The sequence below is a fragment of the Chryseolinea lacunae genome (genome assembly GCF_016735595.1).
GTDB lineage: Bacteria > Bacteroidota > Bacteroidia > Cytophagales > Cyclobacteriaceae > Chryseolinea > Chryseolinea lacunae.
This window is the reverse complement of record NZ_JAERRB010000014.1, coordinates 174,721-187,849: the sequence shown is the minus strand read 5'-3', so window position 1 is coordinate 187,849 and position 13,129 is coordinate 174,721. Positions and strand designations below refer to the sequence as shown.

The window sequence follows — 13,129 nt, the reverse complement described above, 5'->3', positions numbered from 1 at the left end:
GGGCACTAGGGTATGTTCATGTACTTATGTACCTGTAACGACACCTGCCACCGGGGGTTGGCTTTCACATAGTCGATGATGAGGGGGATCATCTCTTTTTCTTTCGACCATTCGGGTTGAAGAAAAAGCTGGCATTCCGGTTTCACCACCGCGGCAAATTCTTCGGCCCAGGCAAAATCGCTTTTATTGTAGACGATGATCTTTAGTTCGTCGGCTTCTTCATAGACCGACGGGTGGGGTGTTTTGAATTTTTTGGGCGAAAAACAAACCCAATCCCAGTGGCCCGTGAGCGGATAGACGCCCGAGGTTTCAATGTGGGTGCGCAACCCTTCGGCCTTCAGGCGTTGGGTTAGGCTGGAGAGGTCGTGCATGGCCGGCTCGCCGCCCGTGACCACCACGATTTTCGCGCCGGCATCTTTCACGCGTCGCGCCATTTCGTCGATGGCAATCAACGGATGGGCCGAGGCATCCCACGACTCTTTCACGTCGCACCACACACAGCCCACATCGCATCCGCCGAGGCGAATAAAATAGGCGGCGTGCCCCTGGTAGAAGCCTTCTCCCTGAATGGTGTAGAAGTCTTCCATCAGCGGAAGCGATTGAAGCGTCATGGTTTCTTTGATCTCCACAGTTTGATGCTTGATGCCACACCGGGGTGGCTCCGTCTCTAGGGATTGCGCAGTTCGGTGGCGCGTAATGTATTCAGCAAGAGCGACGCAATGGTCATGGGGCCTACACCGCCCGGAACGGGGGTGATGTAAGACGCTTTGGGCGCCACGTTGTTAAAGTCCACATCGCCTTTGATGGCCCAGCCTTTCGGATATTCGGGCCCTTCCACGCGGGTGGTTCCGATGTCGATCACCACAGCACCGGGCTTCACCATGTCGGCAGTGACCAACCCGGGTTTGCCCACGGCCACCAGCAAGATGTCGGCTGCGCGGGTAAAGGTGGCGAGGTCTTTTGTGTATTTGTGGCAGATGGTCACGGTGGAGTGTCCTTGTTCGGTCAGCATCATGCTCAACGGCGCGCCGGCAATGCGGCTTGCGCCAATCACCACCGCGTGTTTTCCTTCGGTGGGAATGTTGTAGCGACGCAGCAACTCCATCACACCAAACGGTGTGGCGGGCATGAGCAAGGGATTTTTTGATATGATGCTGCCGAAGTTGTGGTTGGTGAAGCCGTCCACATCTTTGTCGGAGCGAATTTTTTCGGTAATGTTTTCTACGGAGATGTGCGCAGGTAAGGGCAGCTGCACGATGAAACCGTCCACGTCGTCGTCGTTGTTCACGTGGTCGATGTGTTTCATGAGACGTTCTTCGTTGATGGTGTCGGCAAAGCGCATCATCGTATAGTGAAAGCCCACGCTTTTGCACGCTTTCACCTTGTTGTCGACATACGTTTGACTGGCGCCGTCGTCGCCCACCAGGATGATGGCGAGGTGCGGAATTTTTTTGCCCAGCTGCTTACGCTCGGCGACCTTCTCGGCAATTTCGTTTTTGATATCCGTCGATATCTTTCTGCCGTCGATGAGTGTGTAGGTGGTGGTTTGCAATTCCTCGGTCATGTCAGTGTGTGCCTGCTTTGGTGAATGTTTGTATTTTCTGTTCGACTATGAATCCAGTTTCAATACGGCCATGAAGGCTTCCTGTGGAATTTCCACATTGCCTACCTGACGCATGCGCTTCTTCCCTTTTTTCTGTTTTTCCAACAGCTTGCGTTTCCGCGAGATGTCGCCGCCATAACATTTTGCCAACACGTTTTTGCGAATGGCGCTGATGTTTTCGCGGGCCACAACCTTCTGCCCAATGGCCGCCTGGATGGCGATCTCGAACATCTGGCGGGGGATGAGCTCCCTCAGTTTTTCGCAAAGCCGGCGTCCCCAGTCCTGTGACTTGCCACGGTGAACAATGGCGCTCAGCGCGTCCACTTTTTCGCCGTTCAGCATGATGTCGAGCTTCACCATGTCGGATTCGCGGAAGCCGATGAGGTGGTAGTCGAGCGATGCATAGCCGCGCGAGATTGACTTGAGTTTATCGAAGAAGTCGAATACAATTTCAGAGAGCGGCATTTCAAACGACATCTCCACGCGGTCGGTGGTGAGGTAGGTTTGATTTTTAATGGTGCCGCGTTTGTCCATACACAAGCTAATGATCGGCCCGATGTATTCGGCTTTGGAAATGATCTGAGCTTTGATGTAGGGTTCCTCGATGCGATCCATGCGGGTGGGATCGGGCATTTCGGAAGGTGCGTTGATGAAGATCTGCGAACCGTCTGTGAGGTAGGCCTGGAATTGCACCGACGGCACCGTGGTGATCACCGTCATGTTGAACTCGCGCTCCAGGCGCTCCTGGATAATTTCCATGTGGAGCATGCCGAGGAAGCCGCAACGGAAACCAAAGCCAAGGGCGGCCGATGTTTCCAGTTCCCAAACCAACGACGCGTCGTTGAGCTGAAGTTTTTCCATGGATGCACGAAGCTCTTCAAATTCCGTGGTGTCAACGGGATAGATACCGGCAAACACCATGGGCTTCACCTTCTCGAATCCTCTGAGCGATGCTCCGGGGTTTATCGCGTTGGTGATCGTGTCGCCCACGTGCACTTCGCTGGCTACTTTTATGCCCGAAATGAGATAGCCCACGTTGCCGGCGCTGATTTCATTTTTGGGATGTTGGGTGAGTTTCAGTACACCAATTTCGTCGGCACCATATTCTTTGTCGGTGCTCACAAATTTGATCTTGTCGCCTTTCTTGATGGTGCCGTTAAACACGCGGAAATAGATTTCGATGCCGCGGAATGAGTTGAACACCGAGTCAAAAATCATGGCTTGCAGCGGTGCTTTCGGATCGCCCTTGGGAGGCTTGATGCGACTCACCACCGCTTTCAATATTTCTTCGATGCCTTTGCCTTCTTTGGCGCTGGCACGGATCACGTCTTCGCGCTTGCAACCCACCAGCTCCACAATCTCGTCCGTCACCTCTTCGGGCATGGCGTGGGGAAGGTCTATTTTGTTCATGACCGGAATAATTTCCAGGTCGTGCTCGAGGGCCAGGTATAAATTCGATATGGTTTGGGCTTCGATGCCCTGGCTGGCGTCTACAATGAGGAGGGCGCCTTCGCAGGCCGCAATGGAGCGCGACACTTCATACGAAAAGTCGACGTGACCGGGTGTGTCGATGAGGTTGAGCACGTAGGTTTGTCCGTCCAGGGTGTAGTTCATCTGGATGGCGTGCGACTTGATGGTGATGCCTTTTTCCTTTTCCAGGTCCATGTTGTCCAACACCTGGGCTTCCATCTGGCGTTCGTTCAGTGTTCCGGTAAATTCCAGAAGGCGGTCGGCCAGTGTGCTTTTGCCGTGGTCAATGTGGGCGATGATGCAAAAATTGCGGATATTTTCCATGCTCTCCTCTTAAATCGGGGTATGAGTCGGTTTGTTACGGTTCAATCCGGACATGACTCGCCTGCCCGGCCATTTTAAGATTGCAAAAGTAGGAATAACAATGATCATTGAGCAACGAACCGCGAACAATGGGAAAGAAAAGTAGCGGCTGCGGCAACGGGCCAAACGCGACGGGTTTTTAAATCGGAGGCAAAAACGAAAAGGCCATAACAAATCCGATCCTGCCAAAGGCCCGTATGGGCCCCGACAGGATCGGTTATCTGTAAAATCAAAAAGAATCTGTTAGGGCTTCACCACCACGCCGTCTTTCATCACAAAACTCACTTTTTCCATGGTTTTGATGTTTTGAAGCGGATTTTCGTCGGTAGCCACGATGTCAGCAAATTTGCCGGCTTCGAGCGAACCCAGTTTTTCGGACATTCCCAAAATGCCGGCACTCACCACGGTGGCCGACTTAATGGCTTCCATCGCCGGCATGCCGGCTTCCACCATATAGGTAAATTCTTTTCCATTGTCGCCATGCGGGAAAACACCGGCGTCGGTTCCAAAGGCAATTTTCACCCCACGCTTATAGGCTTTGGCAAATGTGTTTTGAATCTGAGGACCGATTTCCAACGCTTTCGGCACCACCAACGGGTGGTAATAGCCGGGCACCTTGGCCTGCTCTGCCACAAACTTTCCGGCGGAGATGGTGGGCACAAAGTAGGTGCCTTTCTCTTTCATGAGGTCCATGATCTCTTCGGTCATTTTTGTGCCGTGTTCAATGGTGGTGATGCCGGCCAACACGGCACGCTTCATACCTTCCGCGCCGTGCGCGTGAGCTGCCGTGGTCATGCCATATTCTTTGGCCGTTTCAATAATCGCTTTCATTTCGTCTTCGGTGAACTGCGGCCCCGAACCGTCTTTCGCGATGCTGAGCACGCCGCCGGTGGCCGTGATTTTGATCACATCAGATCCTTCTTTGTAACGCTGACGCACGGCCTGACGCGCTTCGTCGGGTGAGTTGACCACACCTTCTTTCGGCCCGGGATCGCCCATCAGGTCTTTGCGATAACCATTGGTGGGATCGGCGTGGCCACCCGTGGTGGCGATCGATTTGCCGGCAGAAAAAATTCTTGGACCAACGGCCACGCCCTGATTGATAGCGTTGCGCAGCGCAGTGTTCACGCCCGATCCGCCGAGGTCGCGCACGGTGGTGAATCCGGCCATCAATGTCTTCTTGGCATAGAACGCAGCCTTGAAGGCCACGTCGGCGTCGTTCAGAGTGAAGCGTTGCAGCGCCTGGTCTTTGCTGGTTTCACCTTCCAAATGCACGTGCATGTCGATGAGGCCTGGCATCACGGTTTTTTTGCTGAGGTCGATGAGCTTGTCGTCTTTGCCAGGCTTCGAGAAACCTTTTTCGATGGCGGTGATCTTGTTGCCTTCCACCACGATGGTCATTTGGGGTTGAACGTCGGAGGCCTTGCCGTCGATGAGGTTTCCGCAGTGCACATACGTTTTTTGTGCGTAGGTGGTGGCACACGCTGCCACCCACAAGAGGATCAGATAAATTTTCTTCATACGTTTAGGTTAATGGGTATTTTCTAAAAGTTCAGGAGCGCAGGCGCTAGTGGTGCAGGTATTTTTGCACGAGGTTTTTCAGTGCCGTCATTTCGTCGTCGGCCATGGCCACCGCTTTCACGTGCAGCAACAGTTCGAACATCACCTGTTGATCGTAGCCAAGGCTGGCGGCAATTTTTGAACAGAAAAGAATTTCTTCTTTATACATCCTTTCGTCTATCTTCATTAATTGCACCAGCGAGAAAAGATAGTCGAACTTGCGATCGTCGGGCAAATCTGACGGCACGATGAGTTCGTGGCGCTTGTCGAAAAGAGGTTTTACTTCGTCGGGGTAAACGTTGTTGGCCCGGCCGATGTTAATGATATAGTTTCTTTCCCGATCGGCCACTGTCCCGTCTATTTGGGCAAGGCTGATCAGCAATTTCATTTGAGCAAGTGCAGAAGACATGGTCGGTCGGATAGGTTAAAAGAGATTCAACGGAGAGAATATAGTAAATATAGACATGATTGCGATGAACGGCCAACCTAAGAACTTAATAACAAATTACCAACTACCTTTATAGTTCATGAATTTTCTGGCGCACATTTATTTATCGGGAAACAACCCGTCGGTTATGCTGGGAAATTTTATCGGCGACTTTGTAAAAGGCCGCAACCTGGTAGATCAATTTGGCGGGGCCATTGCCAAGGGCATCGAACTGCATCGCGAAATCGACAGCTTCACCGACCATCACGCCGTGGTGCTGCAAAGCAAGACCAGACTGAGGCCTAAATACAGGCACTATGCGCCCGTGATCGTTGATGTGTTCTACGACCACTTCCTTTCAAAAAACTGGCTTCACTATCACGCCACGCCCCTGCCCGATTTTGCCCGAATGGCCTATGGCATCCTCGACGAACATCAGGCCCTGTTGCCCGAGGGCGTGCGCCAACTCCTGCCCCACATGGTGCGCGGCAATTGGCTTGTTAACTATGGCGAACTGTGGGGCATCGAACGCGCACTCACCGGCCTGAGCCGACGCACACGGCACGTATCGCTGATGGACGAATCGGTGGTGGAACTGGAAGCTTTCTACGACGACTTCCGGCAGGAGTTTGAAGCGTTTTTTCCGGAATTGATCAACATGGCCAACACGTTTTTACTTCCCCTGGAAGGCCCCGTGTTTCCGCTGAAAAACTAACTCCTGAAATCATGCACACTTCGTAAAGATTGTGCCCCACAGAAATGGTGTGCACATGAATCCAACAAGGAATTGTATTTTTGACCTTCTGAAACTGTATGCATAACGATCCGGAACTGAGCGGTAAATATTTGGGCACCATCTCGCAAGATTTTGTGAAGGTGGCCGACACCCTGAAAGAGGCTTCCTATCAAATCCGCACGGCGGGGTTTGACTTTCCCATTTTCCCCATCTGCAAAGAAGAGCAGCCCATTGGGCAGGTGCTGATGGGTCCCGCCATTAACGGAACATCCTGGTTCTACTATGCTTCGTTTGTAGACGAATTTCTGCAACGCGGCCTCATCGACACCGACAAGGCCGACGATTTTAAAGCGGCCTACAAAGATCCCGACGAATTCTGCTGCCTGTTTGTGATCGACAAGGCGTTCACCAATTTTGTGTTCATTCCGTTTCCGGAAGATTAGCCCTTGAAGTGATCCCACCCCTGGGCACGCAACGGCACCACTGTGCCTTGTTTGGTGATGAGCACGTTCTGGTCTTTCCGATCGTGCACATAGCCAATGAAATGGATGTCGGGGTGATTTTTGATTTTCTCCTGATCGTCTTTGCTAATGGTGAACAGCAATTCGTAGTCTTCGCCGCCATTCAATGCGCAGGTCACGGGGTCGAGGTTAAACTCCACGGCCGTTTCGTAGGTGGTGTGATCGATAGGAATTTTGTCTTCGTAGATTCTCACGCCCACGCCCGAGCTTTTCACAATGTGGAAAAGTTCGGAGGCCAGCCCGTCCGACACGTCAATCATGGATGTGGGCTTCACGCCGGCTTCCAGCAAATCGTAGACGATGTCCATGCGGGCTTCGGGTTTCAACTGCCGGCCTACCATGTATTCATATTTCTCCATGTCGGGTTGCATGTTGGGGTCGGCCAGAAACACCTGCTTCTCGCGTTCCAGCACCTGCAATCCCATAAATGCTCCGCCGAGGTCGCCGGTCACACACAGGATGTCGTTCACCTTTGCGCCCGAACGGTAGGCGATCTGATCGCGTTTTGCGCGACCCATCACCGAAATGGAAATGATCAATCCTGATGTAGACGAGGTTGTGTCTCCTCCCACGAGGTCCACACCATAACTTTCGCAGGCTGCGCGGATGCCCGCATAGAGGGCGTCTACGGCTTCTACCGAGAAGCGATTGCTGAGGGCGATGCTCACGGTGATCTGCTCTGCCTTGGCATTCATGGCCGCAATGTCCGACACGTTCACGGCCACCGATTTGTAGCCGAGGTGATGGATGGGCACATACGACAAATCAAAATGAACACCCTCCACCAGCATGTCGGTGGAGAGCAAAATGCATTCATCGTCTGTTGCCTGAATAACGGCCGCGTCGTCGCCGATGCCTACCAGCGATGTGGGGTTGGTGAGGGTGACATTTCCCCGCAGGCGTTCGATCAACCCAAACTCACCTAGTTGACTTATTTCCGATCTGTTTTCCATTGTTGTTGCTGTGTGATGTTGGTGTCTTCGGCGTTCGAAGAAACCCTTCATCCTGCAAAAGTAAGATTATAGACGAATATGCGAGATTTGCCACCTATATTCGGTGTACCTATGCAGTGGTATAATCCCCTAAGCTCATGAAAAGAATTATTGGCGTTTTCCTTCTACTGACCTTTTTTGCCAGCGCCTGTCATTCGCCAAAGCCTTACTACAAAACGGCCAAGGGCAAAAAGAAACAAAAGTATTATAACGATCTTCAGTTTGGCGGCAAGAGCGCCAGCCAGATGAAGAAGCCTTAGCCGCCTGCTTTAATCTCCTGGCAGAGTTCCACGAGCACGCCCCCTGTAGATTTGGGGTGCATGAAGCAGATCATTTTATTATCGGCGCCTTTTTTGGGAATCTCGCTGATGAGCTCAAAACCCTTCTGTTTATACTCTTCAATGCTGCTTTTGATGTCGTTGACGGCAAAGGCCAGGTGATGAACACCTTCGCCCCGCTTTTCAATGAATTTGGCGATGGGCGAGTCGTCGCGGGTGGCCTCCAGAAACTCGATTTTCACCCCTCCGATCTCAAAAAACGAAGTCCGGACGCCCTCCGACGCCACCTCTTCGATTTTGTAGTGTTCGCGCCCCAAAAGGGCTTCAAATATGGAATGGGCTTTTTCCATGTTTTTAACGGCAATTCCGATGTGCTCAAGTTTTTCCATAATTGTTAACTTTGCATCAAAGACGAAACTTTTTGTCTAAATCGAAAGTTTAGGCAGTGAAACTTTAGCATCTATGATTGAAACCCTCAGTGAAATGCATGTGGAAGCGGCCCGTGTACAGCAAGAGATCAAAGATTACCTGGGCTTGCGCACATCAGACCTGGTGTTTGAATACAGCACGGTTGACGGCAAGGTGAAACTGGACCTCATCACCATCAACCCACGCCACAACCAGGCCTTCCTCTTTCACAACGAGACGGGTGCCGACAAAGTAGATGCCCTGAAGAAGATGTTGGCCTATGTACAGCAATACAAGGAAAAAGAAAATTCGTATACCATTCAATGGGTGGCCAAGGGCGATACAGAACTGCACACGTCCTACTTCAAGGCGAGCAACATTCTGGATGCCCTGCAGAAGCTATACTACGGCCGGGACATGAACACCCTCACCGTGTTTAGTGTGGTGCTTAATCCTATTTCGTAAACATTACTTTTCAAGACTATGATCAGCGTAACCGATAAAGCAAAAGAAAGAATCATCGCCCTCCGCAAGGAAGAAGGCAAGGCCGATCAGAACAACGTTCGTGTTCTTGTGAAAGGCGGCGGATGCTCCGGCCTGATGTATGACCTCAATTTCGACGACGAGATAAAACCTGCCGACCAGATCTTTGAAGACAAGGGCATCAAGATTCTTGTTGACAAAAAGAGCCTGCTCTACCTGCTGGGCACCACGCTTGATTTTTCGGACGGGCTGAATGGCAAAGGCTTTCAGTTTATCAACCCCAACGCAACACGTACGTGTGGTTGTGGTGAGAGTTTCGCGGTTTAGATTTCTCTTAACGGTAATAGACTTGGCGTTGAATCGCTGAACGGCAGGAGTTATTCACGGGAAACCGGAATAGCCGCATAACGTTCCGTTATGAATACGATTCTATTTAGGAATGTGTTTATCCAAAATGGATAGATCCAGGTCGAAGCCACTCACCGGTCCCTCACCTTTCAACTTCAAATCAAATCCCTTCACTATTTCTTCAGGCTTAGCCGGACGATAGATATAGCTCATTTTGTTTATCGGATCGATGAACCACGCCAACAGGGCGCCATTGGAGATCCAGGTTTGCATTTTCCGTTTGAGCGCGTCGGCATCATCAGTCTTTGACCCAACTTCGATGACAAACTCGGGACACAGATAGGCAAATCTATTAAGATCGGCTTTCGACAACTTGCTCCATTTCTCGTTCGAGACCCAACTAGCATCGGGAGACAATATAGAACGATCGGGAAGCGTAAATCCTACTGAAGAGTCGAAGGTGATACCGTTTTGGTGCTTCTCGTTCCACAAGGTTAGTTGTGTGTATATTTTAGAACTATAATAGGCGGATAACGTGCTAACGGGTGACATGATCAATATTTCGAGTTTACTGTTGCGTTCAATTTTCAATTCCTGGTTGTCAAACGCGAATCGCAGGAATTCATCATCCGTCATCCGCTCCATCAGCTTTCCCTTTAGCACGAATGTGTCCATCATAACAATTCTCTTTGTTTAAAGATACAAAATTTCAAAATGTCGCAACCAACGACTCCATTCTTATAAGGACTTTACAGGTCTTAGATTTCTCTTAACATTGACAAATCAAGTTCGAAGCCGTCAAGTGGTGCATGGGCTTTAAGTTTTTTATCAAATCCTGTGACGATATCGGCAATTCCGTCGTGAAACAGATAGGACGTTTCGGTATAGGGATCTATTAACCAAGCCTGCTTGGCGCCATTGTTGATCCACGCTTTCATCTTCTCCATCAACTCATTTAGATCGTCGCTTTTTGAACGGAGTTCGATTACAAAATCAGGGCAAACCGGAGCAAAGCGATTTTTTTGTTCTGCAGAAAGGGGCGTCCATTTCGCAAGGGTCAACCACGAAGCATCCGGTGAGAGAATAGATTTATCAGGCAGCATAAATCCCGCTGAAGAGTCAAACACCAGGCCCTTTCTTCCGTGAGCCACGTTCCAACTTTGCAACTGCCAAAGAATTTCAGCACCAAAATTGCCGGATAGCGAGTTAACGGGCGACATAATGATAACATCAAGATTACTGTTGCGCTCAACACGGAGGTCACGATTCTCTCCGCAGAATTTTTCAAACTCTGCATCTGTCATCTTCTTCGAAACACCAATGACTGAATTCATTTCCGTCCCATTTAATTAAGATACCGAATACCTTTCAAACTAAGATACAAATTTCAAAACATCACTCCAACGCGGCAATGCACTTCAACTCAATGGCAATTGGCGTGGGCAACGCGTTCACTTCAACCGTGGTTCGACAGGGTTGGTTGTCTTTAAAATAGACTGCATACACTTTATTGAAAACAGCAAAGTCCTGTTTCATGTTCGTGAGAAACACCGTCACGTCCACCAGGTTTTCCCACTGGGCACCAGCGTCTTCCAGGATGTAGCGAACGTTCTGAAACACAGCATGACACTGTTTTTCGATGTCGTAGTCAATAATATTCCGTTCTGCGTCCAATGTCACACCGGGAATTTCAGACGACCCCCTTTGCCGTGGCCCCACGCCCGAGAGGAACAACAGATTGCCTACACGCCGTGCGTGCGGATAGGAGCCCACCGGTTCAGGGGCTTGCGATGAATGTATCTTGCTCATAGTTTTTCTTTATTGACGAATGCCAAACGTGAGGCTGGCCCAATAGCTTTGCCACTCCGCTCCTTCTTTTGTGGCCGGTACCATTCTCACTACGCTCACCATCCACATGCCCGGGTTGCTCACGATGGCCTCGATGGTACCATTCTTTTCGGTGTATATGTTTTGTATGGTGGTGCGATTGTCCCACCGGTTCCACACACGCACCTTCGCACCAAAAACGGGTTTGCCGTCGTGCAGTATTTTGTAGCGAATCACGTCGCCGATTTTTGCTGCATAGGGATTAGATTCCGGAACAACCTCCACGGGAAATCCGGCCACTTGGCCAAAGGTGTCGTCGGTTGTTTTTCCCACTTGCACCAGCAACTTGGAAAAGCGTGTGAAATATTCACGCGAAGGTTTTGTGAGTGTGTTGGTCTTCTTGCGCTGCTCGAACACCTCGTCGAGGCCATCCTCTTTCAGGTATTCATTGAATTTGTCGCCCTCCATGCCAATGAACGCGTTGTCGCTTTGCATCACCAGCAGGTGTGTGCCTTCCTGTTTTAACAACACCGAAAGGTTGTTTTTCTTTCCGGGCATCACGCTGTCGCGCACGCTGCGCGATTCGGATCCGTGAAGCAAATCGAGCCGTTCTATTTTGTGGGTCGTCATGTCCCACGGTTCACCCATAAAGTTTTCTCCCACTTTAAAACTCACCACCAGATGCTCACCGGGTTTCAGAAAAAACTTGATGGGCTGCATCCAGAATTCGTGCGCCTGCGCCAGGCCCATCACAACCATCAACGCAAACACAGCCACTGATTTTCTGTATCGAAAGTTTTGCTTCATTTTCCGTTCATCAGGTCTTCAATCTCTTCAACTTCTACGGGAATGTTTTTCATGAGGTCGTGCACACCGTTCTTTTGGATGACGACGTTGTTTTCGATGCGAATGCCGAGGCCTTCTTCGCGGATGTAGATGCCCGGCTCCACCGTCCACACTTGCCCTACCTGCATGGGATGATACATGTTGCCCACGTCGTGCACGTCGAGACCCAATTGATGACCCGTGCCGTGCATGAAATATTTTGCATAGAGTGGCTTATCGGCACTTTGATTTTTTACTTCTTTTTTATCCAGCAGCTTCAGGCCGATGAGTTCGGCTTCCATAATTTTCTGAATCTCCTTGTGATACTCGAAATATTTCACGCCCGGCTTCAACATTTTCATCGCCTCACGCTGCACACGAAGCACTGCATTGTAGACGTCCTTCTGCCGTTTAGAGAACTTGCCATTCACAGGAATGCTGCGTGTGAGGTCGGCATTGTAGTTGGCATACTCCGCGCCCACATCGAGCAACAACACATCGCCATCCTGGCAGGCTTTGTTGTTTTCGATATAGTGCAGCACGCAGGCGTTGGGGCCTGACGCAATGATGGGTTCGTAGGCAAATCCACGCGAGCCATTCCGTAAAAATTCGTGCGCCCATTCGGCCTCGATCTCATATTCCTTAACACCGGGCTTCACAAATTTTAACACGCGCCGAAACGCCTGTTCCGTGATGTCGCACGCGCGCTGTAGCAGTTCTATTTCGTGCGTGGATTTCACGCTGCGCAAACTGTGCATGATGGGAGCCAGCCGTTCATATTTATAGAGCGGGTATTTTTGCTGACAGGATTTCACGAAACGCATCTCACGTGTTTCCACCGGGATGTCGGCACGATAGTGGTCGTTGGTGTTGAGGTATACATGCGACACGTCGCCCATCACCATGATGGTGTGAAACAGGCGCGGAAACTCGGAGACCCATTGCACGGTTTCGATGCCCGTGGCTTTGCGCGCTTCTTCTTTGGTGAGCTTATGCCCCTCCCAGGTTGCGATGAGGTCGCTCGTTTCACGCAGGAAAAGAATTTCCCGGTATTTCTTATCGGGAAAGTCCGGACAAAGCAACAAGATGGTTTCCTCCTGATCCACTCCCGTGAGATAGAACAAGTCGCTGTTTTGGCGAAAGCGCATCGAGCCGTCGGAGTTGGTGGGCATGATGTCGTTGGCGTTGACCACCACCACAGCGTTTGACTTGAGTGCCTTGACAAGCTTCTTGCGATTGGTGACAAACAGATCTTTGCTTATGTTTTTGTATCTCATATCGAATCCTT

The 13,129-nt window shown here is 50.7% G+C and carries 17 protein-coding genes; 5 read left to right on the top strand and 12 right to left on the bottom strand.

Translation table 11 applies throughout. The annotated features are described in order from the left end of the window. Positions 1-5: 5 nt before the first annotated feature. The 5 genes from JI741_RS28420 to JI741_RS28400 form a co-directional block, all read right to left on the bottom strand. Positions 6-611, bottom strand: coding sequence for a 7-carboxy-7-deazaguanine synthase QueE (locus JI741_RS28420; protein ID WP_236676319.1), 606 nt, complete (start codon positions 609-611; stop codon positions 6-8). 56 nt (positions 612-667) lie between these two features. Continuing rightward, positions 668-1,564, bottom strand: a complete 897-nt coding sequence (locus tag JI741_RS28415; RefSeq protein WP_202015490.1) for a bifunctional 5,10-methylenetetrahydrofolate dehydrogenase/5,10-methenyltetrahydrofolate cyclohydrolase — start codon at positions 1,562-1,564, stop codon at positions 668-670. Between the two features lie 45 nt (positions 1,565-1,609). Then, entirely contained in the window at positions 1,610-3,397 is a 1,788-nt protein-coding gene (gene lepA, locus JI741_RS28410) for a translation elongation factor 4 (RefSeq protein ID WP_202015488.1), read from the bottom strand. Between the two features lie 282 nt (positions 3,398-3,679). Continuing rightward, positions 3,680-4,957, bottom strand: coding sequence for a metal-dependent hydrolase family protein (locus JI741_RS28405; RefSeq protein WP_202015486.1), 1,278 nt, complete (start codon positions 4,955-4,957; stop codon positions 3,680-3,682). A gap of 46 nt (positions 4,958-5,003) precedes the next feature. After that, positions 5,004-5,405 carry a hypothetical protein gene (locus tag JI741_RS28400; protein WP_202015483.1) on the bottom strand — a complete coding sequence of 134 codons (402 nt, stop codon included), beginning with the start codon at positions 5,403-5,405 and terminating at the stop codon, positions 5,004-5,006. A 118-nt stretch (positions 5,406-5,523) separates the two neighbouring features. Here JI741_RS28400 and JI741_RS28395 point away from each other — a divergent pair, with 118 nt between their 5' ends. Both JI741_RS28395 and JI741_RS28390 read left to right on the top strand, forming a co-directional pair. Then, positions 5,524-6,138, top strand: a complete 615-nt coding sequence (locus tag JI741_RS28395) for an acyl carrier protein phosphodiesterase (RefSeq protein WP_202015481.1) — start codon at positions 5,524-5,526, stop codon at positions 6,136-6,138. 98 nt (positions 6,139-6,236) lie between these two features. Then, positions 6,237-6,602, top strand: a complete 366-nt coding sequence (locus JI741_RS28390; protein WP_202015480.1) for a hypothetical protein — start codon at positions 6,237-6,239, stop codon at positions 6,600-6,602. On the opposite strand, the gene thiL is transcribed toward JI741_RS28390, so the two are convergent. Further along, a complete protein-coding gene (thiL, locus tag JI741_RS28385; RefSeq protein WP_202015478.1) occupies positions 6,599-7,633 on the bottom strand; it encodes a thiamine-phosphate kinase in 1,035 nt (344 codons plus the stop codon). The genes JI741_RS28390 and thiL overlap by 4 nt on opposite strands. A 137-nt stretch (positions 7,634-7,770) precedes the next feature. Between thiL and JI741_RS28380 the strand changes: the two genes are divergently transcribed. Beyond that, the gene (locus JI741_RS28380; protein ID WP_202015476.1) at positions 7,771-7,932 is read left to right on the top strand and encodes a hypothetical protein; all 162 of its coding nucleotides are present in this window, start codon (positions 7,771-7,773) and stop codon (positions 7,930-7,932) included. On the opposite strand, the gene mce is transcribed toward JI741_RS28380, so the two are convergent. Beyond that, positions 7,929-8,339, bottom strand: coding sequence for a methylmalonyl-CoA epimerase (gene mce, locus JI741_RS28375; RefSeq protein ID WP_202015474.1), 411 nt, complete (start codon positions 8,337-8,339; stop codon positions 7,929-7,931). The two genes, JI741_RS28380 and mce, sit on opposite strands and share 4 nt — an antisense overlap. A gap of 73 nt (positions 8,340-8,412) precedes the next feature. Here mce and JI741_RS28370 point away from each other — a divergent pair, with 73 nt between their 5' ends. Both JI741_RS28370 and JI741_RS28365 read left to right on the top strand, forming a co-directional pair. Then, positions 8,413-8,823 carry a hypothetical protein gene (locus JI741_RS28370; protein WP_236676314.1) on the top strand — a complete coding sequence of 137 codons (411 nt, stop codon included), beginning with the start codon at positions 8,413-8,415 and terminating at the stop codon, positions 8,821-8,823. 18 nt (positions 8,824-8,841) lie between these two features. Continuing rightward, entirely contained in the window at positions 8,842-9,168 is a 327-nt protein-coding gene (locus JI741_RS28365) for a HesB/IscA family protein (RefSeq protein WP_202015472.1), read from the top strand. A gap of 102 nt (positions 9,169-9,270) precedes the next feature. On the opposite strand, the gene JI741_RS28360 is transcribed toward JI741_RS28365, so the two are convergent. The 5 genes from JI741_RS28360 to JI741_RS28340 form a co-directional block, all read right to left on the bottom strand. Further along, on the bottom strand, positions 9,271-9,867 hold the full coding sequence (locus JI741_RS28360; protein ID WP_202015470.1) for a Uma2 family endonuclease: 597 nt from the start codon (positions 9,865-9,867) through the stop codon (positions 9,271-9,273). A gap of 80 nt (positions 9,868-9,947) precedes the next feature. Beyond that, a complete protein-coding gene (locus tag JI741_RS28355) occupies positions 9,948-10,523 on the bottom strand; it encodes a Uma2 family endonuclease (RefSeq protein ID WP_202015468.1) in 576 nt (191 codons plus the stop codon). 61 nt (positions 10,524-10,584) lie between these two features. Further along, the gene (locus JI741_RS28350; protein WP_202015466.1) at positions 10,585-10,998 is read right to left on the bottom strand and encodes a RidA family protein; all 414 of its coding nucleotides are present in this window, start codon (positions 10,996-10,998) and stop codon (positions 10,585-10,587) included. Between the two features lie 9 nt (positions 10,999-11,007). Continuing rightward, a complete protein-coding gene (locus JI741_RS28345; protein WP_202015464.1) occupies positions 11,008-11,823 on the bottom strand; it encodes a DUF4198 domain-containing protein in 816 nt (271 codons plus the stop codon). After that, on the bottom strand, positions 11,820-13,118 hold the full coding sequence (locus JI741_RS28340; RefSeq protein ID WP_202015462.1) for an aminopeptidase P family protein: 1,299 nt from the start codon (positions 13,116-13,118) through the stop codon (positions 11,820-11,822). The genes JI741_RS28345 and JI741_RS28340 overlap by 4 nt, the downstream gene beginning before the upstream one ends. Positions 13,119-13,129 lie beyond the last annotated feature (11 nt).